Origin of the sequence: Streptomyces sp. NPDC048504 (assembly GCF_043200035.1) — a bacterium.
GTDB lineage: Bacteria > Actinomycetota > Actinomycetes > Streptomycetales > Streptomycetaceae > Streptomyces.
Window position 1 is genome coordinate 367,961 of record NZ_JBICXA010000006.1, and the last position, 25,456, is coordinate 393,416.

The 25,456-nt window shown below is 70.0% G+C and carries 27 protein-coding genes and 1 pseudogene; 15 read left to right on the forward strand and 13 right to left on the reverse strand.

Annotated features, from left to right (window positions below; all coding sequences use genetic code 11):
- Window positions 1–40: 40 nt before the first annotated feature.
- Together ACGFY9_RS17700 and ACGFY9_RS17705 are read right to left on the reverse strand one after the other, a co-directional pair.
- Entirely contained in the window at window positions 41–1,738 is a 1,698-nt protein-coding gene (locus ACGFY9_RS17700; protein ID WP_393755054.1) for a purine-cytosine permease family protein, read from the reverse strand.
- Between the two features lie 212 nt (window positions 1,739–1,950).
- Window positions 1,951–3,033, reverse strand: a complete 1,083-nt coding sequence (locus tag ACGFY9_RS17705; RefSeq protein ID WP_393755056.1) for a substrate-binding domain-containing protein — start codon at window positions 3,031–3,033, stop codon at window positions 1,951–1,953.
- 111 nt (window positions 3,034–3,144) lie between these two features.
- On the opposite strand from ACGFY9_RS17705, the gene ACGFY9_RS17710 reads away from it, so the two are divergent.
- Window positions 3,145–3,621, forward strand: coding sequence for a MarR family winged helix-turn-helix transcriptional regulator (locus ACGFY9_RS17710; RefSeq protein ID WP_393755058.1), 477 nt, complete (start codon window positions 3,145–3,147; stop codon window positions 3,619–3,621).
- Window positions 3,622–3,646: 25 nt separating this feature from the next.
- Here ACGFY9_RS17710 and ACGFY9_RS17715 read toward each other — a convergent pair whose 3' ends face one another.
- Both ACGFY9_RS17715 and ACGFY9_RS17720 read right to left on the reverse strand, forming a co-directional pair.
- Window positions 3,647–4,339, reverse strand: coding sequence for an SDR family NAD(P)-dependent oxidoreductase (locus tag ACGFY9_RS17715; RefSeq protein ID WP_393755060.1), 693 nt, complete (start codon window positions 4,337–4,339; stop codon window positions 3,647–3,649).
- Window positions 4,340–4,491: 152 nt separating this feature from the next.
- Window positions 4,492–5,325 carry a helix-turn-helix domain-containing protein gene (locus ACGFY9_RS17720; protein ID WP_393755062.1) on the reverse strand — a complete coding sequence of 278 codons (834 nt, stop codon included), beginning with the start codon at window positions 5,323–5,325 and terminating at the stop codon, window positions 4,492–4,494.
- Between the two features lie 146 nt (window positions 5,326–5,471).
- Here ACGFY9_RS17720 and ACGFY9_RS17725 point away from each other — a divergent pair, with 146 nt between their 5' ends.
- The 9 genes and pseudogenes from ACGFY9_RS17725 to ACGFY9_RS17765 all read left to right on the forward strand — a co-directional run bounded on the left by ACGFY9_RS17725 (window position 5,472) and on the right by ACGFY9_RS17765 (window position 13,565).
- Complete coding sequence (locus ACGFY9_RS17725; RefSeq protein WP_393755063.1) at window positions 5,472–5,795, forward strand: putative quinol monooxygenase; 324 nt, start codon at window positions 5,472–5,474, stop codon at window positions 5,793–5,795.
- A gap of 134 nt (window positions 5,796–5,929) precedes the next feature.
- Window positions 5,930–6,286, forward strand: coding sequence for a YciI family protein (locus ACGFY9_RS17730; RefSeq protein ID WP_393755065.1), 357 nt, complete (start codon window positions 5,930–5,932; stop codon window positions 6,284–6,286).
- Window positions 6,286–7,482 carry an RNA polymerase sigma factor gene (locus ACGFY9_RS17735; RefSeq protein WP_393755067.1) on the forward strand — a complete coding sequence of 399 codons (1,197 nt, stop codon included), beginning with the start codon at window positions 6,286–6,288 and terminating at the stop codon, window positions 7,480–7,482. The genes ACGFY9_RS17730 and ACGFY9_RS17735 overlap by 1 nt, the downstream gene beginning before the upstream one ends.
- A gap of 103 nt (window positions 7,483–7,585) precedes the next feature.
- Window positions 7,586–8,917, forward strand: a pseudogene (locus tag ACGFY9_RS17740) (aldehyde dehydrogenase family protein); the annotation flags it as partial.
- A gap of 59 nt (window positions 8,918–8,976) precedes the next feature.
- Entirely contained in the window at window positions 8,977–9,351 is a 375-nt protein-coding gene (locus ACGFY9_RS17745; RefSeq protein ID WP_393755069.1) for an ArsR/SmtB family transcription factor, read from the forward strand.
- On the forward strand, window positions 9,348–9,980 hold the full coding sequence (locus ACGFY9_RS17750; protein WP_393755070.1) for an SRPBCC family protein: 633 nt from the start codon (window positions 9,348–9,350) through the stop codon (window positions 9,978–9,980). Before ACGFY9_RS17745 ends, ACGFY9_RS17750 begins: the two co-directional genes overlap by 4 nt.
- Before the next feature lie 83 nt (window positions 9,981–10,063).
- Window positions 10,064–11,119 carry an NAD-dependent epimerase/dehydratase family protein gene (locus ACGFY9_RS17755; protein ID WP_393755072.1) on the forward strand — a complete coding sequence of 352 codons (1,056 nt, stop codon included), beginning with the start codon at window positions 10,064–10,066 and terminating at the stop codon, window positions 11,117–11,119.
- Window positions 11,120–11,252: 133 nt separating this feature from the next.
- A complete protein-coding gene (locus ACGFY9_RS17760; protein ID WP_393755073.1) occupies window positions 11,253–12,617 on the forward strand; it encodes an RICIN domain-containing protein in 1,365 nt (454 codons plus the stop codon).
- A gap of 42 nt (window positions 12,618–12,659) precedes the next feature.
- Window positions 12,660–13,565 carry an aldo/keto reductase gene (locus ACGFY9_RS17765; protein WP_393755075.1) on the forward strand — a complete coding sequence of 302 codons (906 nt, stop codon included), beginning with the start codon at window positions 12,660–12,662 and terminating at the stop codon, window positions 13,563–13,565.
- A 13-nt stretch (window positions 13,566–13,578) separates the two neighbouring features.
- On the opposite strand, the gene ACGFY9_RS17770 is transcribed toward ACGFY9_RS17765, so the two are convergent.
- The 3 genes from ACGFY9_RS17770 to ACGFY9_RS17780 all read right to left on the reverse strand — a co-directional run bounded on the left by ACGFY9_RS17770 (window position 13,579) and on the right by ACGFY9_RS17780 (window position 15,960).
- Complete coding sequence (locus ACGFY9_RS17770) at window positions 13,579–14,037, reverse strand: pyridoxamine 5'-phosphate oxidase family protein (RefSeq protein ID WP_393755076.1); 459 nt, start codon at window positions 14,035–14,037, stop codon at window positions 13,579–13,581.
- Between the two features lie 78 nt (window positions 14,038–14,115).
- Complete coding sequence (locus tag ACGFY9_RS17775; RefSeq protein ID WP_393755078.1) at window positions 14,116–14,826, reverse strand: dienelactone hydrolase family protein; 711 nt, start codon at window positions 14,824–14,826, stop codon at window positions 14,116–14,118.
- A 105-nt stretch (window positions 14,827–14,931) separates the two neighbouring features.
- Entirely contained in the window at window positions 14,932–15,960 is a 1,029-nt protein-coding gene (locus ACGFY9_RS17780) for a sodium-dependent transporter (protein WP_393755079.1), read from the reverse strand.
- A 298-nt stretch (window positions 15,961–16,258) separates the two neighbouring features.
- Here ACGFY9_RS17780 and ACGFY9_RS17785 point away from each other — a divergent pair, with 298 nt between their 5' ends.
- Window positions 16,259–16,630: a BlaI/MecI/CopY family transcriptional regulator gene (locus ACGFY9_RS17785; protein WP_393755081.1), complete on the forward strand. Its 372-nt coding sequence runs from the start codon at window positions 16,259–16,261 to the stop codon at window positions 16,628–16,630.
- A gap of 119 nt (window positions 16,631–16,749) precedes the next feature.
- Here ACGFY9_RS17785 and ACGFY9_RS17790 read toward each other — a convergent pair whose 3' ends face one another.
- Together ACGFY9_RS17790 and ACGFY9_RS17795 are read right to left on the reverse strand one after the other, a co-directional pair.
- Window positions 16,750–17,457 carry a histone-like nucleoid-structuring protein Lsr2 gene (locus ACGFY9_RS17790; protein WP_393755083.1) on the reverse strand — a complete coding sequence of 236 codons (708 nt, stop codon included), beginning with the start codon at window positions 17,455–17,457 and terminating at the stop codon, window positions 16,750–16,752.
- A 137-nt stretch (window positions 17,458–17,594) separates the two neighbouring features.
- Window positions 17,595–18,446, reverse strand: a complete 852-nt coding sequence (locus tag ACGFY9_RS17795) for a putative RNA methyltransferase (protein ID WP_393755085.1) — start codon at window positions 18,444–18,446, stop codon at window positions 17,595–17,597.
- A gap of 652 nt (window positions 18,447–19,098) precedes the next feature.
- On the opposite strand from ACGFY9_RS17795, the gene ACGFY9_RS17800 reads away from it, so the two are divergent.
- Window positions 19,099–19,494 carry a VOC family protein gene (locus ACGFY9_RS17800; RefSeq protein WP_393755087.1) on the forward strand — a complete coding sequence of 132 codons (396 nt, stop codon included), beginning with the start codon at window positions 19,099–19,101 and terminating at the stop codon, window positions 19,492–19,494.
- Between the two features lie 52 nt (window positions 19,495–19,546).
- Window positions 19,547–20,617, forward strand: a complete 1,071-nt coding sequence (locus tag ACGFY9_RS17805; RefSeq protein WP_393755089.1) for an adenosine deaminase — start codon at window positions 19,547–19,549, stop codon at window positions 20,615–20,617.
- Here ACGFY9_RS17805 and ACGFY9_RS17810 read toward each other — a convergent pair.
- Together ACGFY9_RS17810 and ACGFY9_RS17815 are read right to left on the reverse strand one after the other, a co-directional pair.
- The gene (locus ACGFY9_RS17810; protein WP_393755091.1) at window positions 20,599–21,114 is read right to left on the reverse strand and encodes a DinB family protein; all 516 of its coding nucleotides are present in this window, start codon (window positions 21,112–21,114) and stop codon (window positions 20,599–20,601) included. The two genes, ACGFY9_RS17805 and ACGFY9_RS17810, sit on opposite strands and share 19 nt — an antisense overlap.
- 27 nt (window positions 21,115–21,141) lie before the next feature.
- Window positions 21,142–22,032 carry a LysR substrate-binding domain-containing protein gene (locus ACGFY9_RS17815; RefSeq protein ID WP_393755093.1) on the reverse strand — a complete coding sequence of 297 codons (891 nt, stop codon included), beginning with the start codon at window positions 22,030–22,032 and terminating at the stop codon, window positions 21,142–21,144.
- Window positions 22,033–22,158: 126 nt separating this feature from the next.
- Between ACGFY9_RS17815 and ACGFY9_RS17820 the strand changes: the two genes are divergently transcribed.
- Window positions 22,159–23,151, forward strand: a complete 993-nt coding sequence (locus ACGFY9_RS17820; protein WP_393755095.1) for an aldo/keto reductase — start codon at window positions 22,159–22,161, stop codon at window positions 23,149–23,151.
- Here ACGFY9_RS17820 and ACGFY9_RS17825 read toward each other — a convergent pair.
- Window positions 23,141–24,124: an oxidoreductase gene (locus tag ACGFY9_RS17825; protein WP_393755096.1), complete on the reverse strand. Its 984-nt coding sequence runs from the start codon at window positions 24,122–24,124 to the stop codon at window positions 23,141–23,143. The genes ACGFY9_RS17820 and ACGFY9_RS17825 overlap by 11 nt on opposite strands.
- A gap of 106 nt (window positions 24,125–24,230) precedes the next feature.
- Between ACGFY9_RS17825 and ACGFY9_RS17830 the strand changes: the two genes are divergently transcribed.
- Window positions 24,231–25,157, forward strand: a complete 927-nt coding sequence (locus ACGFY9_RS17830) for an AraC family transcriptional regulator (RefSeq protein ID WP_393755098.1) — start codon at window positions 24,231–24,233, stop codon at window positions 25,155–25,157.
- On the opposite strand, the gene ACGFY9_RS17835 is transcribed toward ACGFY9_RS17830, so the two are convergent.
- Entirely contained in the window at window positions 25,147–25,434 is a 288-nt protein-coding gene (locus tag ACGFY9_RS17835; RefSeq protein ID WP_393755100.1) for a DUF1905 domain-containing protein, read from the reverse strand. The genes ACGFY9_RS17830 and ACGFY9_RS17835 overlap by 11 nt on opposite strands.
- Window positions 25,435–25,456 lie beyond the last annotated feature (22 nt).

Sequence of the window (25,456 nt, forward strand, 5' to 3'; positions counted from 1 at the left end):
CGTGTCGCAGGACGCGGGCCGGAGCGGTGGGAACGCGGGGTCAGTCCGCCGAGCGTACGGCGGGCATCGCCAGGTCGACCGGGCCCGTGGCGCCGGGGGCACTCTTGCAGGAGTCGTGGCAGTCCTTCTCCAGGCTGCAGCACAGGGAGCAGATCGGCCCGGAGTGGAAGGGGCAGTTCGCCACGTCGGGACGCTCGAAGTCCGTTGTGCAGACGGTGCAGTTGAGGATGACGGCCGAGGGGAGTCCGTCCGCGTCGAGCAGCGGCTCCTCCAGGTCGTCGAGGCGGGCGATGTAGTACTTGCCCTTGGTGAGGTACGCGAACAGCGGCGAGAGGACCATCGCCAGGAACAGGGCGATGAAGGGGGAGTACGCCTTGCCGTAGTCGCCGAACGCCTCGAAGTACGCGGCGATGGAGACCGCCGACGCGATGAGCATCGAGCCGAAGCCGACCGGGTTGAAGTTGTACAGGTGGGCGCGCTTGAACTCGATGTAGGACGGGCTGAGTTTGAGCGGCTTGTTGATGACGAGGTCGGCGACGACCGCGCCGATCCAGGCGATGGCCACGTTGGAGTAGAAGCCGAGCACGGTGTTGAGGAAGCCGAAGACGCCGCCCTCCATCAGGGCCAGCGCGATGCCGACGTTGAGGAAGATGTAGACCACGCGGCCCGGGTGACGGTGTGTCAGACGGGAGAAGAAGTTCGACCAGGACAGCGAACCGGAGTACGCGTTCGTCGAGTTGATCTTCACCTGGGACAGGATCACGAAGAACGTGGCCAGGCCCAGGGCGACCGGGGCGGCGAAAGTCTTGAAGCCGTGCACGTACTGCTGGATGGGCTCGTTGGCCTTGGCCAGGCCCACGCTGCCGGCGATGTAGAAGGCGAGGAACGCGCCGCCCATCTGCTTCGCCGCACCGAGAACGACCCAGCCCGGACCCGCGGAGAGCACCGCGCCCCACCACTTCTTGGCGTTCTCGGGGGTCTTGTCGGGCATGAAGCGCAGGTAGTCGACCTGCTCACCGATCTGCGCGATCAACGACAGTGCCACACCGGCACCCGCGCCGACACCGAGCATGCTGATGCTGGAACCGGTGGGGGAGTTGCCCGCGAAGTGGGTGAACTCCGAGAACTTGCCGGGTTCCTGGATCGCGATGGACACGAACGGCGCGACCATCAGCACCAGCCACACCGGCTGGGTCCACACCTGCATCTTGGACAGCGCGGTCATGCCGTAGATCACCAGCGGCAGGATGATCAGCGAGCAGATCAAGTAGCCGACGGCGAGCGGGATGTGGAGGCCCAAGTCCAGCGCCTGCGCCATGATCGAGCCTTCGAGGGCGAAGAAGATGAAGGTGAAGCTGGCGTAGATGACCGACGTGAGGGTCGAGCCGAGGTAGCCGAAGCCCGCGCCCCGGGTCAACAGGTCCATGTCGATGGAGTACTTGGCGGAGTAGTACGAGATCGGGATGCCGGTGAGGAAGATCGTCACCGCTGCCGCCAGGATCGCCACCATGGCGCTGGAGAAGCCGTTCGAGATCGCGATGGAACCGCCGATGGCGAAGTCGGCGAGGTACGCGATGCCGCCCAGGGCGGTGGTGGCCACCACGTAGGGCGTCCAGCGGCGGAAGGACTTCGGCGCGTAGCGCAGCGAGTAGTCCTCCAGTGTGTCGTTCTTCGCCCAGTCGTTGTAGGTCCGTCCGGCAGCCGTTGCCGGCGCCTCTTTGTCGACGATCTCCGTCACGACACTTCCCTCTTCCACGGGTGTGGTTCATCTCCCGGACGGCCCGGGGGAGTTGGACGGAAGAGTCACGCCGAATTGTTTCCCGACCGTTTCGCCCGCTTTAAATGGAAGGGCTTTCAAAATTCTTTTGGCGACGCGCGTAGACTTAATCAATGCTTCCTGTAGAAACTATTCCTGGAGGAAGGTACTCTCGGCCGGAGCAGGTGGGAAGGTCAGAGTTGGGCGACGATGTCGAAGTCGAAGGCGTCCGCCCGCGCCAGGTACAGCCGTTGGCGGAGGTGATTGCCGTGCAGACGCAGTACGCCTCGCGGGCCCTCGTACGAGACGGTGCCGCCCACCGCGCACATGGCGCCCACATCGAGCGACCGCGCCCGCTCGGCCAGGGCCGCGAGCAGTCGTACGCCTTCGAAACACGACTCGCCGAGGCTGCCCACGACGGGCGCCTCCACGCCGAAGCGGGCCGCGTAACGCCCGCTGAAATCAAGGCTTTCGGCGGTCGCCAGGGTCTCGAAGTAACCGGCGGCCGCCCACAGTCCCTCGGTCGCCTCCGCGCCGGTGGACAGCAGGATGTTCTCGTCCATGTGCGTGCTCAGCCGCAGACACCGCTGATGCAGTCCGCGCCCGGCGAACGCCCGGTTGAAGCGCGCCGCGTCGTCCCCGACCAGCAGCATCAGGACTGCGTCCGCCTCGCACCGCTCGATCCGGCGCAGCACCGGCCCGAACTCGTACGTCCCCAGCGGCACGAACGCCTCGCCCTGCACCCGGCCGCCGCAGTCCCGGGCGTAGCGGCGCGCGGCCCGGGCGGTCACCCGCGGCCACACATAGTCGTTGCCCACCGTGCACCAGCGCCGTACGCCGGTCTCCTCCGCCAACAGCCGCATGGCGGGCAGGAGTTGGGCCGCGTCGGTCTCGCCGGTGAGGAAGACGCCCGGCGTGCGCTCGCCGCCCTCGTACTGCGCGGTGTAGACGTACGGCACCCGGCCCGCGATGCGCGGCACCAGCTCCTTGCGGACCGCCGAGGTGTGCCAGCCGACCACGGCGTCCACCGCGCGCATCGACACCAACATCTCGACCTCGGCGGCCACTTGCTCCGCCGGGACGCCGCCGTCCACCACGATCAGCCGGACCTCGCGGCCCAACACCCCGCCGGTGGCGTTGAGTTCCTCCACGGCGAGCTGCGCGGCCAGTTCGCAGGACGGCCCGAAGACGCCCGCCGGACCTTGCAGGGGTACGACCAGTGCCACGACCAAGGTCTTGACCGGGCCGCTGATCCGCCCGGGCGGCAGGGGATGCACCAGGCCACCTCCGTGAGGGCGTGAGGGCACGGAAACCGGTCCCGGCCCCGGCGCCCTCGCAGAGGCTCGTAATCTGAACCGCACAGTAGACCTACCGGAAGGACAGCGGCAATGTCGTCCGTACCGTCGCCGGGCCTCGCCCACCTGCTGAGTCACGCCGAGCGGCGGCTGGGCCTGCGTATGACCGCCGTGCTGGCCGAGGAGAACTGCTCGGTCGAACAGTGGCGCGTCCTGTCGGTCATCGCCGACGGCAAGGGCCACCCGATGACCGAGATCGCCGACCAGGTGCTGATGCCGGCGCCGAGCCTCACGAAACTGGTCGACCGGATGGTCGCCGACAACCTGGTCCACCGCCGCCCCGACCGTGCCGACCGCCGCCGCGTCCTCCTCCACCTCACCCCGCGCGGCCGCACCCTCCACCAGCGCGCGGCCCGCCGCCTCCTCGCCGATCAGACCCGGCTCCTCGACGCCATCGACGACCAGGGGGACCTCGTACGTCTGCTGGCTCGGCTTACGGCGGCCCTCGACCAGGACTCCGTGGAAGAGTCTGCGGACGAACCCGCGGAGAAGACCCTGCCGGTGTCCTGAGGTGATGCACGGCCCCAGGGCAGGTTCACCACGGGAGGTTTCCGGATCGGTCGATGAACTGGCCCGTCGGGCCGTCCGGGCCGATCATCGCGAGGGTCACGATGGACTCCGCGCCGTCGGCGACGCTGTGTCCGAGGCCGCCGGTGAAGTCGGTCGCGGTCTGCCCGGGGTCCGCGGCGTTGACCTTCACGTCCTTCAGTTCCTTGGCGTACTGCGTCGTGAGCATCGTGACCGCGGCCTTCGAGGCGCAGTAGAGGGGCAGGGCGTACCGCGACTCGATCCGCGCCGGGTCCTGGGTCATGCCGAAGGAGCCCATCCCGCTGGACACGTTGACGATGACGGGGTTCGGCGACTCGCGCAGCAGCGGGAGGAAGGCGTGCGTGACGCGCACGATCCCGACGACGTTCACGTCGAGCACGGCACTCACATCGGCCGCGGTGTACTCCTCGACGGGGCCGACCCTGCCGAGGACGCCGGCGTTGTTGACCAGGACGTCGATCGTTCCCTCGTGCGCGGCGACATTCGCGGCCGCGGCCCGGACCGAGGCGTCGTCGGTCACGTCGATCTGGACGAACCGGGCGCCGAGCGCCTCTGCCGCGGCCCGGCCGCGCTCACGGTCGCGGGCACCGACGAGGACGGTGTGCCCCGCCTCGACGAGGCGACGAGCGGTTTCCAGACCGAGGGACCTGTTGGCCCCGGTGATGAAGGTGGTGGTCATGCCGGCTCCTCCTGCTCCGGACAGCACGGTCGTGCGCTGTTCACGCACTCCATGCTGGGTTCCCGGGAGGGGCGGCGGGAGCTACGGCACTTCCTGGTACCGCGCGTACCACCCGGCGGCCTGGCCCACCGGACGGGGCGGTACGCGGGCCGTCATTTCTGCGGAGACATCCTCTGGACCCCGATGGCCGCGAGGAGTTCGAGTTTGCTGTCGGCGTCGGTGCCCGGCTGCGGCGTGTACACCACGAGGCGGAGGTTCGTGTCCTGGGTGGTGAGGATGTCGGAGTTCAGGACGATGTCTCCGACATCCGGGTGCTGGACGAGTTTGTGCGCGCTCTGGTGACCGCCCACCGCCCGGCGGCTCCACAACTCGCGGAACCGTGGGCTGAGTTCCAGCCTCGACACCAGTCCCGCGAGCTCGGGATCGTCGGGGTACCGGCTCGTCGTCGCGCGCAGGTCGGCGACGAGGGACTCCTCGAACGCCGCCCGCTCGGCCGCCGTCTGCCGGACCCGGGGCAGCTCACCCAGGAACTGCCAGACCAGGACGTTGCGGTCGCCCGCAGCGCGGACCGTGGGATCGCCGAACGTGGCCGCGAACAGCGGATTCCAGTGCAGCAACTGCCAGGTGGCGTCGTAGATCGCCAACGGGTTTGCGGTGAGCTGGTCCACGATCCGGTACAGGCTCCCCGGGATCATGCGCGGAACCCGGGCCGGATCCGCCGCGTGCCCGGCCATGCGCAGAAGGTGAGCGTGCTCGTCGTCGGACAGATGCAGGGCGCGGGCCAGCGCCGAGCAGACCTGCGCCGAGGGCGTCGCCACCCGCCCCTGCTCCAGCCGGACCACGTACTCGACCGAGATGCCGGCCAGCGTCGCCAGCTCCGCGCGCCGCAGACCGGGGACCCGACGCGGCGATCCGTGTGCGAAGCCCACCGTCGCGGGATCCAGCCGGTCCCGCCACGCCCGCAGCGCGGCACCGAGTTGATCCATGCACACCATCCTCCCGCACACCCCGCCCTGGTGGGTGGTACGCGCTGTACCACGAAGCCCCGTAGCTCCCGCCGACGCTCCCCGGGGCTCAGTGTCGAGTCGTGAACGGCGCACAACGACGCCGTTCGGAGCCAGGAGGAGCGACCATGACCACCACGTCGAACCACTACGTCACCGTGCTGTGGGAAGCCCGGGCCAGATCCGGGAAGGAAGCCGCGATGAAGGCGTTCATGACGGCCGCCGTCACCGCGTCACGCAACGACACGGGCAACATCGACTACGAGGCTCACCAGGTCGAGGGAGAACCGGGCACGTTCGTCATCTTCGAGCGCTGGGAGAGCCGCGAGGCCCTCGACGGCCACCTGCGGGCACCCCGTATGCAGGACATGGTGCCCCGACTGCTGGAACTGATGGACGGCGGCATCGAGGACGGGATCCGCTTCCTGCAGCCGTTCCGCCCGGCACGGTAGGCCGACCCACCCGGATCACAGGTCGGCTGAGGACCGGGCCCAGAAAAAAGGTCACCTACTGAGGCGAGGTGTCGATCCGGCACCATGGCGTTCGTGTAGGAGGTGAGAGAACCCCCTACGCCCTGGAGGACGTCATGCAGCACTACCTGCTCAGCGTGATCACCCCGACCGACGGACAGATGCCCTCGCCCGAGGAGATGGCGGAGATCGGCCGCAAGCTGGAGATCTTCCACGACGAACTGGAGGCCGCCGGTGCCTGGGTCTTCGCCGGTGGCCTGCACGGGCCGGAGACGGCCACCGTGCTGCGTCCCAAGGACGGCGACGTGCTGATCACCGACGGGCCGTACGCCGAGGGCAAGGAGTATCTGGGCGGGCTCTGCCTGATCAAGGCGGCCGATCTGGACGCGGCACTGGAGTGGGGGAAGCGGGCGACCTGGGCCACCACTCTGCCCGTCGAGGTGCGCCCCTTCATGAACACGGCCGAGGACTGATGCCGTTCGACACCGACATCGAGGCCGTCTTCCGTGCCGAGTACGGGCGGGCGGTCTCGGTCCTGGTCCGCTTCCTCGGTGACATCGACCTCGCCGAGGAAGCGGTCCAGGACGCCTTCACCACGGCCGTGCGGAAGTGGCCGGAGACCGGCGTGCCGCCGAGCCCCGCCGGGTGGATCATCACGACCGCCCGCAACCGCGCGGTCGACCGGTTGCGCCGCGAGTCGTCCCGGGAGGTCCGTCACACCGAGGCCGCCCTGCTGTACGCGTCCGACGCGCCCGCCGAGGAGGGACCCGTGCGCGACGACCGGCTCCGTCTGATCTTCACCTGCTGCCACCCCGCGCTCGCCACCCAGGCCCAGGTCGCGCTCACCCTGCGCCTGCTCGGTGGCCTCACCACCGCCCGGATCGCCCGCGCCTTCCTGGTGCCCGAACCGACGATGGCCCAACGCCTCGTCCGCGCCAAGGCCAAGATCCGCGACGCGCGGATCCCGTACCGCGTGCCCCGCGACGCCGACCTCCCCGACCGGCTGGGAGGCGTGCTGGCCGTCGTCTACCTGATCTTCAACGAGGGCTACACGGACTCGCCCGAACTGTGCGCCGAAGCCCTGCGCCTCGGCTGCCTCCTGTCCGAACTCATGCCGGACGAGCCCGAGGTCACCGGCCTGCTCGCCCTGATGCTGCTCATCGAGTCGCGCCGGGCCGCGCGGGAGGGCGCGGACGGTGAGCTGGTACCGCTGCCCGAGCAGGACCGCGAGCGGTGGGACGGCGAGCTGATCGCCGACGGCCAGTCACTCGTACGGCGGTGCCTGCGGCTGAACAACCCGGGGCCGTACCAGATCCAGGCCGCGATCAACGCCGTGCACAGCGACGCCCCGACCGCGGACGCGACGGACTGGGGACAGATCCTCCAGCTGTACGACCAGCTGATGGCCGTCGCCCCGAGCCCGGTCGTCGCCCTGAACCGGGCCGTCGCCGTCGCCGAGGTCGACGGTGCGCGGGGGGCCCTCGACCTCGTGGACGCGCTGGACCTCGGCGAGTACCACGTCCTGCACGCCGTCCGCGCCGATCTGCTGCGCCGGCTGGGCCGCGACACCGAGGCCGTCGAGGCGTACGGGGCGGCCATCGCCCGCACCGGAAGCGCGGCCGAGCGTGGCTATCTGGAACGCCGACGCCGGGAACTCGTCCGCAAGTGACAGCCGCGGGGCGGAGGGTGACCATGGCCGCACCGGAATTTTTCCCGGTGCAAGAATGGTTGCTATATACACCTGACCGTCGAGAACCCCCACGCACCAGCAGCGAGGCACCGTGAACCAGTCCAGCCCCGAGCAGCCCGCCGACATCGTCGCGCGGCTGCGCGCCACCTTCCGTACAGGCCGCACCAAGCCCGTCGAGTGGCGCACCACCCAGCTGCGCCGCCTGCGCGACCTGCTCACGGAGCACGGCGACGACCTCGCAGCCGCCCTCCACGCCGACCTCGGCAAGAGCGCCGCCGAGTCCCAGCGCACCGAGATCGGCTTCACGATCCGCGAGATCGACCACACCCTCGACCACCTTGAGGAATGGCTCCGCCCCGAGTCCGCCCCCGTACCGGCCCACCTCGGCACGGACGCCACCGCCTGGACGCAGTACGACCCGCTCGGCGTCGTCCTCGTGATCGCCCCCTGGAACTATCCGCTCCAGCTGCTGCTGACCCCGGTCGTCGGCGCGCTCGCCTCCGGTGACGCGGTGGTCGTCAAGCCCAGCGAGATGGCACCCGCCACCTCCGCCGCCATCGCCCGGCTGCTGCCCGCCTACCTCGACACCGACGCGGTCGCCGTCGTGGAAGGCGGCATCCCCGAGACCACGGCCCTGCTCGCCGAGCGCTTCGACCACATCTTCTACACCGGCAACGGCGCCGTCGGCCGCATCGTCCTGCGCGCCGCCGCCGAGCACTTGACCCCGGTCGCCCTCGAACTCGGCGGAAAATCACCGGCGTTCGTCGACCGCGACGCCGATCTCGCTGTCGTCGCCGACCGGTTGGCGCGCGGCAAGTTCCTCAACGCCGGCCAGACCTGCGTCGCCCCCGACTACGTCCTGACCGACCCGGAGACCGCCGCCGCGCTGGAACCTCTGCTGGTGACCGCGGTCGAGAAGGTCTACGGCGCCGACCCGCAGACCTCCGGCGAGTACGGCCGTATCGTCAACGAACGCCACTTCGACCGGCTCGCCGGACTGCTCGACTCCGGCCGGGTCGTCGTCGGCGGACGCAGCGACCGCGGTGACAAGTACATCGCGCCGACCGTCCTCGCCGACGTGGACCCGAAGGCGCCCGTCATGGCGGAGGAGATCTTCGGCCCGATCCTGCCGATCGTCACCGTCCCCGACCTCGACGCGGCGATCGCGTTCATCACCGACCGCGACAAGCCCCTCGCCCTGTACGTCTTCACGGACTCAGGCGACACCCGTGCCCGGATCGCCGCCGAGACCTCCTCCGGCGCCATCGGCTACGGCCTCCCGCTCGCCCACCTCACCGTCTCCGACCTGCCCTTCGGCGGCGTGGGCGAGAGCGGCATGGGCAACTACCACGGCCGCTACTCCATCGAGACGTTCAGCCACCGCAAGGCGCTGCTGGAGAAGCCGCTCGTCTGACGGGCACCCTCCTCTATCACCGGTCGCTTATATAAGCGACCGGTGATACTTTTGGGCTCATGCACGCTTTCGATGTGCTCGGAGACCCCGTGCGCCGCCGCATCCTGGAGCTGCTCGCCGAGGGCGAGCAGCCCGCCGGCACGGTCAGCGATGTCGTCCGGCGCGAGTTCGGGATAACGCAGCCCGCGGTCTCCCAGCATCTGAAGGTGCTGCGGGAGAACGGTTTCGCGACGGTACGGCCGGACGGCACCCGGCGCCTGTACGCGGTCGACTCCGGGCCGCTGCGGGACATCGACGCCTGGCTCGACCGGTTCCGCCGCTACTGGACCCCTCATCTGGACGCCCTGGCCACCGAGTTGGCACGGGGCAAGCGCGAGCGCCGGCTCCGCGAGTCCGACGACGACAGCCCCGACGAGTCGAGGAGCACCCCATGATCGACGTCACCCATCAGATCAACTCCGTGAGCCGCAAGGTCGGTCGGCGCGTCTTCAAGGCCGGCGAGGCCCGCGTGGTGACCGTCGGCCAGTCCTACGACTCACCGGTCGAGGACGTCTGGGACGCCTGCACCAACCCCGAGCGCATCCCGCGCTGGTTCCTGCCGGTCACCGGTGAACTGCGGCCGGGCGGGAAGTACCAGCTGCAGGGCAACGCGGGCGGCACCGTCGAGCGCTGCGACCCGCCCAACAGCTTCTTCGCGACCTGGGAGTTCGGCGGCGAAGTGAGCTGGATCGAGCTGAAGTTGACGCCCGAGGGCGACGGAACGCGCTTCGAGTTGGAGCACATCGCCCATGTCGACGACACGAAGTGGGCCGAGTTCGGACCCGGCGCGGTGGGCGTCGGCTGGGACTCGATCCTTCTGGGGCTCGACGGCAACCTGTCGGGCAACGCTTCCGTGAAGCCCGAGGACGCCATGGCCTGGCTGGTGTCCGAGGAAGGCCGCCGCTTCGTCACGGCGAGCAGCGAGGCGTGGTTCGCGGCGAACGTGGCGGGCGGCGAGGACGAGTCGGTGGCCCGCGGGGCGGCCGACCGGACCACGGCCGCCTATACAGGGGCCGGGAGTTGAGAGCTGTAGCGACCGAAGAGCTGACCTGACACCGATCACCGTTGTAGCGTGCGCGCTGGACGCCACGGTGATCGGAGCCAGGGATGAGTGTCGGCGGCGAGACGGTGTTGGTGACCGGCGGCAGCGGATTCGTCGGCAGCCATCTGGTCCGGCAGTTGCTGGAGCGCGGCTACCGGGTGCACACCACCGTGCGGTCCCTCGGCAACGAGGCGAAGATCGCGCCGCTGCGGGCCATGGGAGACCAATTCCCGGGCGCACTGGGGCTGTTCGAGGCCGATCTGCTGGCGGCGGGTTCCTTCGACGCGGCGATGGACGGCTGCCGGGTGGTGTTCCACGTGGCCTCGCCGTTCCTGATGCCGGAGAAGATCAAGGACGGCCAGAAGGACGTCGTCGAGCCCGCGCTCACCGGCACCCGGAACGTCCTCGCCGGCATCGAACGCACGCCCGCGGTCGAGAAGTTGGTGTTCACCTCGACGGTCGGCGCGATCTTCGGCGACTATGTCGACGTACTGAACATGAAGGACGAGACCCTCTCCGAGGACTACTTCAACACCACCAGCACGGTCGAGAACAACCCCTACCACTACGCCAAGACGGTCGCCGAACGCGCCGCCTGGGACGCGGAACAGGCGCAGAGCCGTTGGCGCATGGTCTCCGTCAACCCCGGCCTGATCCTGGGTCCTTCACTCACCCCTGCTTCCGACTCCGGCAGTCTGTTCCTCCTCGACGAGCTGTTCAAGGGCTACTTCTTCTACGGGGCACCCGATTTCAGCTTCACCGTCGCCGATGTGCGGGACGTCGCGGGCGCGCACATCGCGGCGGCGGAGAACCCTGACGCGCACGGCCGTTACATCGTCGCGGCGGCCCGGATGGCGTCCTTCCTCGACATGTCACGCGCCCTGCGGCAACGCCTCCCACGCGACTACCGGCTGCCCCGGCACAGCCTCCCGCACTGGCCGGTGCGCGTCCTGGGCCCGGCGTTCGGGCTCACCCAGGACTACATCCGCAAGCACCTCGGGATCAGGTTCACGGTCGACAACCGGCGTGGCGTGGCGGAACTGGGCATCGAGTACCGGCCGTTGGAGGAGACTCTCCTCGATCACCACCTGGCCTGGCGGGAGTTGAGGAAATCGGGGTGATCGTGTCCCGTCCTTCGCCGTTCACTCCGCCGACGGGTCACTCCTCTTGACTGGTTCAGACCACAGGCGCTTGGGTGTGGCCGATCACCTTTTCGGTGTCATGAGCCTGACCATACTCAACCGAAGGGCACCCATGCGAACCCCCCACGCCCTGCTCGCCATCACCGCCGCGCTGTCGGCGGCGATCGTCGCCCCACCGGCCGGAGCCGCCGACGCGGTCCCCGCTCCGGGCACGTACTACGTCCAGAGCGCCACGACCGGGCTCAACGCGGCCGACAAGGGGGGAGCGGTGGAGCAGCACAACCCCAAGGGCAACGAGGACCACCAGCAGTGGAACCTCCGGACGAGCGGATCCTCGTACGTCCTGGAGAGCACCGACACGGCCGGCAGCTGTCTGGGCCGCTCGGGCAGCCAGGCGAAGACCGTCGCCTGCACGAGCGCCGACGCGGCCTGGCAGATCACCCCGACCGGCGGCGACCAGTACACGCTCAAAGTCCCGGGCGCGGACAGCTACTTGACCGTCGGCGCCAAGCCCTCCGGCGCCAACTACCCGGCCCAGCTGGCCATCGGTTCCTCCGGTGGCCTCGCCTCCTGGTACCTCACGCCGATCACCTCGCCCACCAACCCGATGCCCGCCCAGGACCAGCGCACCCTGGACCAGGTCACGTTCCTCACCGCGCACAACGCCTACGCCAACGGGGTCGACGGCGGTTTCGCCCCGCCCTTCGTGAACTTCTTCCCGAACCAGTCACGCGGCATCAACCAGCAACTCTCCGACGGCGTACGGGGGTTCATGCTGGACATCCACCAGACCTCCGACGGGGCGATCCTCTGCCACGACAGCTGCACCCTGGTCAGCAGCCCGGTCGCCCTGAACGTCGACCTCCAGCGCATGGTCGACTTCCTCAAGGCGCACCCCGACCAGTTCGTCACCGTCTTCCTGGAGGACTACGTCGACCCGGCCGTCCTGCGCGGCGAACTCGCCCGCGTCAACGGCCTGTACGACGTGCTGTACCGCCCCGACCAGACCGGCGTACGGCAGAACGGCTGGCCGAAGATGGCCGACCTGATCGCCGCCAACCACCGCCTGCTGATCTTCACCGACCACAGCCGTGCCTCCGACGAGTCCGCCGGACTGACCCGGGACAGCTTCGGCGTGATGTACCAGCGCGAGTGGACCGTCGAGAACTACTGGTCGATGGGTTCCGGCGCGAGCTCCTCCGACTGGTCCTGCTACAGCCGCTGGTACGGCAGCGACCTCAACGTCCCGCTGACGCAGACGTATGCGGGGTTCCGCCCGCTGTTCGTCATGAACCACTTCCGCGACGCGACGATCGCCGGGACGGCGCAGACCGACAACACCAAGGTCCTCGACCGGGCCCAGCGGTTCTGCCAGCCGGCCGCCCGCAAGAAGCCCAACTTCCTTGCCGTGGACCGCTACGACCTCGGTGACCCGGCCTCCGCGGTCAACTCCCTGAACACGTACACGTATCCGTAAAGCGATGGCGGGCGCGCGGCGGGTGTGTGCGAAACTCCGCTGATGACTTCGGAGAAGATCACCGCGGCCGCCGCGGGCACCTGGACACTCGGCGACCTGACCGTCAACCGCATCGGCTTCGGCGCGATGCGGCTGACGGGCAGCGCAGCCTTCAACCTCGGCACACCGAGCGACCGCGACCGGTCGATCGCCGTGCTGCGCAGGGCGATCGAGCTGGGTGTGAACCACATCGACACGGCCGCCTTCTACTTCTCGTCCCTGCGGTCCGCCAACGAACTCATCAACTCCGCACTCGCCCCCTACGCGGACGACCTCGTGATCGCCACCAAAGTCGGCCCCTTCCGGAACTACGCGGGGGAGTGGAGCACTTCGGCCCGCCCCGACGACCTGCGCGGCCATGTCGAGGAGAACCTGCGGCAGTTGGGGCGCGACCACCTCGACGTGGTCTACCTCCGCCGGATGGGGCAGGACTCGATCGCCGAGTACTTCGGTGCCCTCGCCGAACTCCGCGAGGAGGGCCTGGTCCGGCACCTCGCGATCTCCGACGTCGAGCCCCGGCACCTCGCCGAGGCACAGGAGATCGCACCGGTGGTGAGCGTGCAGAACCGGTTCGGGCTCGACTCGTCCAGCCCCGAGACCGACGACATGCTGCGGATCTGCGGGGAACAGGGCATCGCCTTCGTCCCGTTCTTCGCCATCGCGGGCGACGCCGGGCCACAGGGCGCGACCGCCGCCCACGGCGACGAGGTTCTGGCGATCGCGAACGCCCACGGCGTGAGCCCCGCCCAGATCCGCCTCGCCTGGTCCCTCGCGCAGGGCCCGCACGTCCTGGCCATCCCCGGCACGGGCAACCCCGACCACCTCACCGAGAACGTGGCCACGGGCGCGATCCGGCTGACCGAGGACGAACTGGCCCGCCTCAACGAGCTGCACAGGAAGGCCGGTTGACGGTCGACGGGGCTCAGGCCACCCAGGCGCCGTCCCGCATCAGATGGCGCTGGGGCAGCTCACGCACCTCGTGCCACGCCTGGACGGCGACGGGCCGTACCCGGAAGAAGGAGTAGGGCCCGCGGTCCTCGCGGGGATCCCAGCCGTACTTCGCGCGGAAGGACTCGACCGCTGCAGTCGGGACGTCCTGGGCGGTGAAGGCCGTCGCCTCACCGTCGATGAGCACGACGTCCCGGGTGTCCGCGAAGGCGAGCCGCGTCCGCCGCCCGTCGGTGAGATTGCGGCCCGTGGGATTCGTGGCCCGGGTGGACAGCCACACCGCCTGCCCGTCCCAGACGAACCACAGCGGCACCAGACACGGCAGCCCCTCCGCGTCGGCCGACGCCACCCAGATGTCCGACTCCCGCTCCAGCCTGGCCAGTACGTCACGCCTGCGCTCTTCGGGGCCGCGGGGCGGCACGGTGATCGTCATGCCCGGGACGCTACCGGCGGGGCCCGCGCGGCACCTCGGGCCAGGGGCGTAGGACCTTGGCCCGAGGGCGCGTGAGCGTCAGCCCAGCTGCTCGTGCAGGAACGGCACCGTGCTCGCCCAGGCGCGGGTGGCGGAGTCGGCGTCGTAGACCGGGCGGCCGTCGTTGAAGAAGGCGTGGTTGGCCGGGTAGAGGCGCAGGTCCGGGGTGATGCCGGACTGTTCCTGGATGGTCTTGCTCAGGGCGTCGAGGCTCGCCACCGGGATGCTCTCGTCCAACTCGCCGTAGTGGCCCTGGATTTGGGCCTTCAGGCCGGAGAAGTCGGGGAGTTCGCCCTGGATCACGCCGTAGAACGGCACCGCCGCGCTGACCCGGGGGTCGGCCGCGGCGAGGTACAGGACGAAGCCGCCGCCCATGCAGAAGCCGACCGCGCCGACCGTGTCCGAGGTGACCTCGGGCAGGGACAGCAGGTGGTCGACCGCGCCGGAGAGCAGTTCGACACCGCGGGCGACCGGGAGGGCCAGCATCATCCGGAGGGCCTCGTCGCTCTCGTGCGCCACGTTCCCGCCGTACAGGTCGGGGGCGAACGCGACGAAGCCCTCCCGGGCGAGCCGGTCGGCCACGTCGGCGATGTGGTCGGTCAGGCCCCACCACTCCTGGATGACGATCACGCCCGGTCCGCTCCCGGACGGCGGCAGCGCGAGATAGCCGTGGGCGGTGCCCCCGGCGCTGGGGAAGGTGACGTTCTGATGGGCCGGGGCTCCGGTCGACTTCGGCAGCTCGGAGGACATGGCGTTCAACTCCTGTACGGCGATGCTCGGTAGGGGCGTCGTCGGGGCGGGTCCCGACGTGATCTCCAGCCTGTCACGGCCGGGTTCGGGAGGCGTCCCGGCCCCTCACTTCGCTTGCCGGATGGGGACCGGCGCCGGGTCCGCCTCCTGCCCTGTGCGGACCACCCGTCCGGCGGCCACCTTCTGCAGCAGCCCGTACGCCAGCACCGGCAGCAGGATGTGCGGGCGGTCGGGCAGGGTCGTCGTGATCAGCACCGCGCTCGCGCTGCTGTTGTTCATCCCGCAGGCCAGCGTCACCGAGGCACCGGCCCGGGCGTCGAGACGCAGCACCCCTGAGGCCAAGCGGCCCAGGGTGAAGGACAGCCCGCACACCGTCGCGGCCACGCCGAGCGCGGCCAGCAGGAGCACCGGGCGCGGATGGCGCAGGAAAGGACCAAGCACGCCGCTGGCGTTGACGTACGTCAGCAACAGCGAACCCGGGAGCGCCGCGGGCACGGCCACGCCGATGAGTCCGTCCCGTGCGCGCCGGGGCAGCAGGAGCCGGCACACGATGCCCGCCGCGCAGGGCAGGACGACCGAGGTGAGGGCGAAGGCGTCCCCGGCCGAATGTGCGGCGACGTCGAGTCTGCCCGCGTAGTCGCCCTGGAGCAGCGGGCACAGGACGGCCAGGGTGAGCGGGACGGTGAGGGGACTGACCAGGGTGGAGGCGAGTACCAGGCCGACGGCTGTGGGCTGGTCGCCGTCCCCCTTCGCGGTCCACACCGTCGCCCCGGCGGCCACCGGCATGGCGACGACGAGGATCATCGCGGCGATCATCCCGCTGCCGCCGTCGTGGTCCGGCGACAGCCGCAGCGCGAGAGCCACCCCGGGGACGATCAGCAGCGGCACCAGGATGTGCAGCGCGAGGCCCGCGAGCAGGGCGGCGGGGCGCCGTAGCAGCAACCGCAGTTCACGCAGTGGTACCTGGAGTCCGGCGCCGAACAGGACCAGGGCGAGGAGTAACTGGGGTGTCCGCAGGGACAGTTCGGCGATGCCCGTCGCATGCGGGTGCCGGAGCCACAGGCCGGGTCCTGGCAGCACCGCCGCGGCGAGGTACGTCACGGCGACGGCTCGGCCCAGGTGGCGGCGGAGCATGGCGAGCAGACGAGGTACGGAGGGAAACCTGGCCGGGATCCCGGAGGAGTGGGGACACATCGTGGCGCTCTTCCGTCGTAGGACCTGGGCGGAGACGGAGCGCCGGTATCGCGTGGAAGCTCGTCGAGACGCGCGAGGGGATGAGTGAGTGAAGCCCTGCGGTCATCGTCGACGGTCCTTCCATAATGGGCGGGCGGAAGCGGACACACGGGCGCGGTGACGAGACGGCACCCGAGTGACTACAATTCTGTAGACGGTCTACTGAACTGTAGACGAAGACGGGGTGAGGATCGTTCCCATGGCCGACGAGAAGGACGAACGCCGACCGGCGGGTGAGCTGGAGGCCACCGTCATGGCCGCCCTCTGGGCCGCCGGCCACCCGCAGACCCCCGGCGAGGTGCAGCTGAGCCTCGACACGGGCCTGGCCCGCACCACGGTGACGACGATCCTGACCCGGCTGCACGACAAGGGCGTCGTGGAGCGCCGGCGCCAGGGGCGGGGGTACGCCTACTTTCCGGTGCAGGACGCGCAGGGGCTCACCGCCCGCCGTATGCATACGGAACTCGACCGGGACGGGGACCGGGAGACGGTGCTGGCCCGGTTCGTCGCTCAGCTCAGTCCTGACGACGAGCGGGTGCTGCGGGACCTTCTGGAATCTGGGGAGGCGTGACGTCCGGCGAGTTGAAGGCATCGCCGTCGGCAGCGTGCCAGCACCTGGTCCGGACTGCACTCGTCGCCGCGACCGGCGCATAGCTGTGCCCGACCGACCGGTACAGCGGGACCTGGTGCTCACCCTGCCTCGTAGGCCTCGCGGATGCTCGCAGGGATACGGCCACGATCATTGACGAGGTAGCCGTTGGCGCGTGCCCAGAGGCGTACGGGCTCGTCCTCCGGACGGGGATCGAGCTGACGGAGTCGAGCAGACTTGCCGGGGCCTCTCCAGTCTCCCGAGGAGACCCCTTCCAGCCGGTCCGCCGTCTCTTGGAAGAAGGCGGACAACGAGGCGTACATACCCTCCTCGGGACCGTGTGCTTCAGCCCACGTGCCGACTGTTCCGCTGAGCGTGTCCAGAAACGTCCCGTAGAGACCGTCACGCTCCGCGGCGATCGGCACCCACTCACGACGCCAGAACGGACAGTCGGGGTCCGCGGACGGCTGCATCTCCTCCAAGCCCATCCGGCTGAGGTAGACCCGCTGAATGTCCGTCAGGCCCAGAAGGAGATGGCCGCCGGGTAGGGGTATCTCGCACCCCAGGGCCACCAGACACGATCGACCGTCGGGTTGTCCGCCGGCGTCGATGTCGTTCGTCAGCAGCCACTGCCGCATCTCTCCCGGCAGCTCCAGCCCCAGGCGCAGTTCGGCTTCGCCGATGGCCGCCTGGCTGCCGGGGCCGCCGAGCCCAGCGAGACCTTCAGGATCGTTCCGCTCAAGCCACGCGGTGACCCGACCCCAGGCCTTTCGTACGTCCCCCGTCTCGTGCCGCGGAACATCGCTCACGTGTGATCTCCATTCCGGCAGGATGCGCCCGACCGCTGATGACCCGTCGGAGAACCGTATGCGGGACCACTGACAATGACGGACGCGGATGGAGCTTCCGCGTCGCCTGCCAGGGCCGGAACACGCGCCTGCTCGGGTCACCGAGGCCGGTAGGCCGTGGCCAGCACGGAGACGGTGACGTGGTCCGGCAAGGGGCCGGCATCGTTCAGGTCCGCACGGCTCACGTGGCGTGCGCTCGGCGTCATTCCCACCAGGTCGAGGGCGTCCTGCCTGGTCAAGGGCGCGGTGTACTGGACCTGTTCGGTGACGGCGGCCTCGAAGTAGGGACCCATCGCCCGGTGCAGGCGTCGTTCCTTGGCCGGGTCGATCGTGACCATCGCGGACATCCGGCCGCGCAACTCGACCAGGTGCCGCCCGGTGGGTCGGACCACGATCAACCGGCCGGTCGGGCGCAGTACCCGATGGAACTCGACCGGGTTGCGCGGGGCGAACACATCCAGAACGACGTCGGCCACTCCGCCGGCCAGTGGGAAGGGACGGAAGACGTCCCAGGCCACCGCGGCGGCTCGTTCATGGGCGCGCGCCGCTGAGCGCAATGCGGACACCGACGTGTCCATCCCCAGACCGCGGGCGCCGGGCAACTGATCGAGTACGCCGGCCAGGTAGTAGCCCGTGCCGCAACCGACGTCCACAACCGTGGCCTGCTCAGGCGCGGAGTCGGCCGCCAGACGGGCAACGGCTCTACGGATGGGCGCGTACGTCCCGGTCGACAGGAACCGGTCCCGCGCCTGCGCCATGGCCGCGTCGTCGCCACTGGTGGCCCGGGCACCCGTCAACAGTCCGGCGTAGCCGTGGCGGGCGATGTCGAAGGTGTGGCCTGCCGGACAGCGCAGCGCGCCGCGGTCGGGGCGCAGGCCGCGGGTGCGGCACGTCGGGCAGCGCAGCAGGTCGAGGGACAGGGCGAGGGCAGGGGGAAACGACACGGGCACGAGGCACTCCTGGCAAGGGTGAGGGGAAGAGACCGTGCCTGTACGCGCGCTCGGAACGTCACTGCCTCGAACAAGAACGGGCAGCGCCGGAAAGGTGGTTCACGCAGCAGGCACACCAAGGAGGGCGACGCCGTCCGGCCTCGCCCTCAACGCCTTCCGGTTACAGGAAGCAGCAGTGCGGGGTGCTCATGAATGCCACGCCATGAGTCTACGGACACCGGCGAAGCCTCTCGTGCCGCCGATGTCGGGCAGCATGGCTAGCCAGGGCCTGTCCGGCGGATCATGCCGCGGACGCGGGGCGTGGGGGGCCCTCATCGCGTCGACTTCCTCCTCCGCCTTGCGGCTGCACGCACCACACCCCGCTCACCGGCGCAGGTGAGAGGCCGGTCATTTCCTGCGGCTTGATCCACTGGACAGGCCCTGGCCGACCGAGCCCCGGCATCCGCCATGCCCCGTCGACCCGCGTGTCCGCGCACGCCTCCAAGTTCACCCGGCACCCCGACAGCACCCCGCTGACCTGCCCATTCGCCCCGCCGCCCCACCCCCTCTCCAACCCCTGCGGAATCCGACTGGCGCCGACGAAGTTTTACGTATAACCTCACCCGTCAATCCCACGTCGATCCCGCCACAGGAACCCGCACGGAGACCCCCGATGAGCCGTATCGCCCTGGTCACCCTCGTCGTCGACGACTACGACGAGGCGATCCGCTTCTACACCGAAGCCCTCGGCTTCCGTCTCGTCGAGGACGCGCCCCGTCCCGACGGCTCCCGCTGGGTCGTCGTGGCGCCGCCCGGTGCGGACGGTTCCGGGACCGGTCTGCTGCTCGCCCGTGCCAAGGGTGAGGATCAGGGAGCCCGGGTCGGTGACCAGACCGGTGGCCGTGTCGGGTTCTTTCTCCACACCGACGACTTCGCCCGCGAGCACGCCCGCATGCTCGCGGCGGGTGTGACGTTCCTGGAGGAGCCTCGGCACGAGCCGTACGGTTCCGTCGCCGTGTTCCAGGATCTGTACGGCAACCGCTGGGACCTGCTCCAGCCCGCCGCCTGATCTCCCGCACCACCCACCCCGCTACCGAACGACGACCGAGGAACCACCGCACATGTCATCTACGCGCATAGACGCCGACGCCCTCCGCCGGCTCCCCAAGGCCGTGCTGCACGATCACCTCGACGGCGGCCTGCGCCCCGCCACCGTGGTGGAGCTCGCGGAGTCGGTCGGGCACAAACTGCCCACCACCGACCCGGACGAGCTCGCCGCCTGGTACTTCGACGCCGCCAACTCCGGTGATCTGGTGCGCTACATCGCCACCTTCGAGCACACCCTCGCCGTGATGCAGAACCGCGAGGGCCTGCTGCGCACCGCCGAGGAGTACGTCCTCGACCTGGCCGCCGACGGTGTCGTCTACGGCGAGGTGCGCTACGCCCCCGAGCTGAACACCAACGCCGGACTCACCCTCGCCGAGGTCGTCGAGACCGTCCAGGAGGGGCTCGCGGCCGGTATGGCGAAGGCCGCGGCAGCGGGGACGCCGGTGCAGGTGCGGACGTTGCTGTGCGGGATGCGGATGTTCGACCGGGTCGGCGAGGCCGCCGACCTCGCGGTGGCCTTCCGGGACGCGGGTGTCGTCGGCTTCGACATCGCCGGTGCCGAGGACGGCTTCCCGCCCGCCGACCACCTCGCCGCGTTCGAGCACCTGCGCCGCGAGAGCGTCCCGTTCACCATCCACGCCGGTGAGGCGCACGGCCTGCCCAGCATCCACCAGGCCCTCCAGGTGTGCGGCGCCCAGCGCATCGGCCACGGCGTCCGCATCACCGAGGACATCGTCGACGGCAAGCTCGGCCGCCTGGCCGGCTGGGTCCGCGACCGCCGGATCGCGCTGGAGATGTGCCCGACCTCCAACCTCCAGACGGGCGCGGCCACTTCGATCGCCGAGCACCCCATCACCGCCCTGAAGGACCTCGGCTTCCGCGTCACCCTCAACACCGACAACCGGCTGGTGTCCGGTACGACGATGACGCGCGAGATGTCCCTCCTCGTCGAGGAGGCGGGCTGGACGGTCGAGGACCTGCGCACCGTCACGGTGAACGCCCTCAAGAGCGCGTTCATCCCGTACGACGAGCGCAAGGCCCTCATCGAGGACGTCGTCCTGCCGGGCTACGCCTCCGCGCTCTGAAGCAGCCCGCGCACATACGCGGCCTGTCCGACGTGCTCCAGATCGTCGGACAGGACGCTGACCAGCCGTGTGCCCAGGGTGACCGGCGGGTCCCAGCGCTCGTCCACGATCCGCTCGTAGTCCTCCGGCGTCAGCCCGCGCACATACTCCAGCGTCTGCTCGTGCACGGCGTCGTAGTACCCGGTCAGCTGTCCGGCCGACTCGACGCGCACCTTGCCGACCTTCGCGGCGGAGTGTCCGTACCCGGTGTCCTTGGCGGGCAGATCGAGGCCGAAGCGCTTCTCCCAGCCATGGGCCAGCCATACCTGGTCGAGGCCTGCGGCTTCGGCGACGTGGTCGTCCTGGACGCGGGTGAGATGCCAGATCAGCCAGGCGATGGAGTTGGCGTCGGGGGCGAGGCGGGCGTGCAGTTGGTCCGGTGTCAGGCCGTCGACGGCGGCGTGGACTTCTTCCTGGATACGGCCGTACGCGTCAATGAGGATGTCGTTGGCATGCATACGTCCACCTTCGCGCATCGCCGTCGCTCACGCGGCCGGAGTCCCGGTTTCGAGCAGGGTCATCAGGGCCCGGGCCGCCGGACTGGTGGCCTGCGGAGGGGGCAGCAGGGCCACCGTCTCGTACACCTCCTCGCCGGTTCCCTTGAGGGGGAGCGCGGTGAGGGGCTCGCGCTTGTGACGGAAGTGCTGGGGGACCACCGCGATGCCGAGGTTCTCGTCGATCAGGTCGAGGAGGCTGTGCACGTCGTTGACCTCCAGCGCGACCGTCCGCCGTACGCCCGCCGCGGCGAAGACGGCGTCCGTGGTGCGGCGCGAGGCCCAGTCCGGGTGGAAGTCGACGAAGACCTCGCCGCCGAGGTCGTCCGGGGTGACCGCCGCGCCGGTCTCCGCGAGCCGGTGGCTGGGATGGCACAGCACGGTCATCGGCTCGCTCGTGAGTGATACGGAGCGCAGTTGGTCGGTGTCCGCTTGAGTCCGGTAGGCGAACGCCAGGTCCAGGCGTCCAGCCGCGACCTCCTCCGCCAGCGCGCCGGAACCCGCCTGCCGTAGCCGGATCTCGACATCGGGATGGCGGCGCCGGAACGCGGCGAGCAGCCCGGCCACATGCACCCCGGCGATGCACTGCTCGGTCCCCAGGGAGAGGGTTCCGCGCAGCACGCCCTGCACCGCGGCCACCGCCTCGTGCGCCGAGCGCACCTGCGCCAGAATGCGCTCAGCCTCGCCGAGCAGTGCCCGGCCGGCCTCCGTGAGCGTGACCCGGCGGGTGGTGCGGACGAACAGCGGGGTCTGCAACTCCCGTTCCAGGGCGCGGATCGACGCCGACAGGCCCGACTGGGACACCATCAGGCGCTCGGCCGCACGGGTGAAGTGCTGGTCCTCGGCCACGGCGATGAAATGCTGGAGATGACGCAGTTCCATGATTGAGAAGCGTAGCCGCTGAATTCCATCGGATTCTTCTGTTGGACCACTGCCCGCAGGTCACGACAGAGTGGATGGTGGTTCCCTGGAACCGGTATCCCGTGTGCCAACCCCTCTGGAGTCGCGTTGTACACCGCACACCCCGACCGTTACGCGGACCTGCCCTACCGGCGGACCGGACGCAGCGGTCTGAAACTCCCCGCGATCTCGCTCGGCCTGTGGCACAACTTCGGGCCCGACCGCCCGGTCGACACCCAGCGCGCCATCCTGCGCCGCGCCTTCGACCTCGGCGTCACCCACTTCGACCTCGCCAACAACTACGGCCCGCCGCCCGGCGCCGCCGAGTCCGCCCTCGGCGAGGCGCTGAAGGCGGACTTCGGGTCGTACCGCGACGAGCTGGTGATCTCCACCAAGGCCGGCTATCTGATGTGGCCCGGCCCCTACGGCGAGTGGGGTTCGCGCAAGTACGTGTTGTCCTCGCTGGACCAGAGCCTGAGCCGCATGGGCCTGGACTACGTCGACATCTTCTACTCGCACCGCCCCGACCCGGAGACTCCCCTGGAGGAGACGATGGGCGCCCTGCACTCGGCGGTCCAGCAGGGCAAGGCGCTCTACGTCGGCATCTCCAACTACTCGGCGGAGCAGACCCGGGAGGCCGCCCGCATCCTCGGCGAGCTGGGCACCCCGCTCCTCATCCACCAGCCGCGCTACTCGATGCTCGACCGCCGCCCCGAGGACGAGGGCCTGCTCGACGCCCTCGACGAGCTCCAGGTCGGGTCGATCGTCTTCTCCCCGCTGGAGCAGGGGCTGCTCAGCTCCCGCTACCTCGACGGCATCCCGGAGGGTTCCCGGGCGGCGAGCGACAGCCCGTTCCTGAACTCCGACGCGGTCACCGAGGACCTGGTGGGACAGCTCCGCGCCCTCGACGACATCGCCAAGGGGCGCGGTCAGACCCTCGCCCAGCTCGCCCTCGCCTGGGTGCTGCGCGGTGGCCGGGTGACCTCCGCGCTGGTCGGTGCGAGCAGCCCGCAGCAGGTCGAGGACAGCGTCGCGGCCACTCGCAACCTGGACTTCGACGCCGACGAGCTGGCCCGCATCGACGCGATCGTCAGGCCGTAAGCCGCTCGCTGACCTCCCAGAGACGGGCCGCCGCCTCCGGGTCCACGGCGCGGGGGAGCACCCCCGGGATCGTGTCGCCGGTGGTCCACGCGGCCTCGTTCTCGGGGGTCACGAGCGGGCTGATGTCGACGTTCTCGCAGTAGACCCCGCCGAGACCGTCGAGCTGCGGGCTGGTCGCGCACCAGACGCTGGTGGCCGCGCCCTGCTGCACGGTCTTCATCTGGCGCTCGGGGTCACGGATGGGCTTGCCCTCGCTGTCCAGCGCACCCGCGGCCTGGAGCATCGCCGGGTCGATGTGCTTGACCAGGCCGGTGTCGATGATCAGGCCCGGGTGCACGGCGAAGGCGCGGATGCCCTGCGCCTGTCCGCGCCGGTCCACCTCGACGGCGAACAGGGCGTTGGCCGTCTTGGACTGGCCGTAGGCGAGGAACGGCTCGTAGGTCCGGTGCTCGAACTGCAGGTCGTCGAAGTCGACGCCGGCGAAGCGGATGCCCCGCGACGACAGCACGACGACCCGCGCGCCGTTCGCCGCGACCAGCGCGGGCCACAGCTTGGTGGTCAGCTGGAAGTGCCCGAGGTGGTTGGCGGCGAACTGCGCCTCGTACCCGCGCGCGTCCCGCGTCGGCGGGGTCGCCATGATCCCGGCGTTGTTCACCAGGAGGTGCAGCGGACGCCCGGAGGCCAGGAACTTCTCCGCGAAGGCGTCGATCGACGCCGGGTCCAGCAGGTCCATGTACTCGACCTCGGTTCCGGGGATGACCGCGAGCGCCGTCCTGGCCCGCTCCACGTCCCTCGCGGGTACGACGATCCGGGCCCCGGCGCCGTGGAGCACACGGGCCGTCTCCAGGCCGATGCCGGAGTAGCCGCCCGTGACGATCGCGACCTTGCCGGTCAGGTCGATGCCCTTGATCACCTCCTCGGCGGTGGACGCGGCGCCGAAGCCGGAATTCAGGGGCTGCTGTGCGGTGGTCATGTCTGCTCTCTCCCTCACCAGCTTGAGCTGTTGAGGGACACCGTAGGTCGACCGATCCGTACGATGAATACTTGAGAATCCGCATAACTTGCGTGATAGTTCGAACATGACCGTGGATCCCCTGTCCGACGCCCTCGCCGTCGCGGACGCCCGCAGCGTGTTCTCCGGCGGCTTCACGGCCGGCGGCGACTGGGCCATCGAGCTGCGCGGACGCGACCGGCTGAAGGTGAACGCCGTGGTGCAGGGCGGCTGCCTGCTGGTCCGCGACGGCGGCGAACCCCTGCGGCTCGCCGAGGGGGACGTCGTGATCTCCGACGGCGGCCAGCCGTACACCCTGTGCAGCCGGCCCGGCGTCGCGCCGACCGACTCCGCCGACGTCGTCATGGACCCGGCGACCCGGATGGGCCGGCTCGGGCAGGGTGACGCGGTGGACGTCGCCTGCGTGTCCGGGCACATCGACCTGAGCCGGGACCGCGGCGACCTGCTGCGCCGGGCGCTGCCGGAGCTCGTCCACGTGCGGGCCGATTCACCCGAGGCCGGTGTACTGCGGTGGCTCATCGGGCAGTTGGCGGCCGAGATGCGCACACGCCGGGCCGGGGTCGAGTTCGTCTCGGCGCAGCTCGCGCAGCTGATGTTCGTGCAGGTGCTGCGGGTCTGCCTGACCGACTCGGACGGTCTGCCGCCCGGCTGGCTGCGTGCCCTCGCCGACGAACGGCTCGCCCCCGCGCTGCGCCTGATGCACGGAGACCCGGCCCACCCCTGGCAGTTGGAGGAGCTGGCCCGGGCGGCCGCGATGTCCCGCACCACGTTCGCCGTACGGTTCAAGGAGGCGGCCGGCGTGCCGCCCCTGACCTACCTGCTCAACTGGCGGATGAATCTTGCCGCCCGGGCCCTGCGGCAGGACGCCGCCCCGGTCGGCGCGCTCGCCCGTTCCGTCGGCTACACCTCCGAGAGCGCCTTCAGCAACGCGTTCAAACGGGCGGTCGGGGTGGCGCCGCGGCGATATCGCGAAGAGGCCCTGGCTAGGAGCTGAGCTGTTCTTCGAGCCGTACGGTGACCCGGTCGCCCTCGCCTTTGTCGATGGCCTTTCGAAGATCGGCTTTCACGGGGAGTTTGTGGGTGCCGTCGCCGAGGGCCATGAACGAACTGCGGAAAGGGTGTCCGTCGATCGTGCCGCGGACCTTGACCAGACCGCGGGTGCCGAAGAACGCGACGGACTCGGGCCAGACGAGATAGGTCCAGCCGCCGTCATTCGGGCTTTTGATCAATTCGGCGGTGAATTCCTCGTTCAACGGGGTGCCGGTACTCATGATGTGTCCTCCGCTCGGGGTG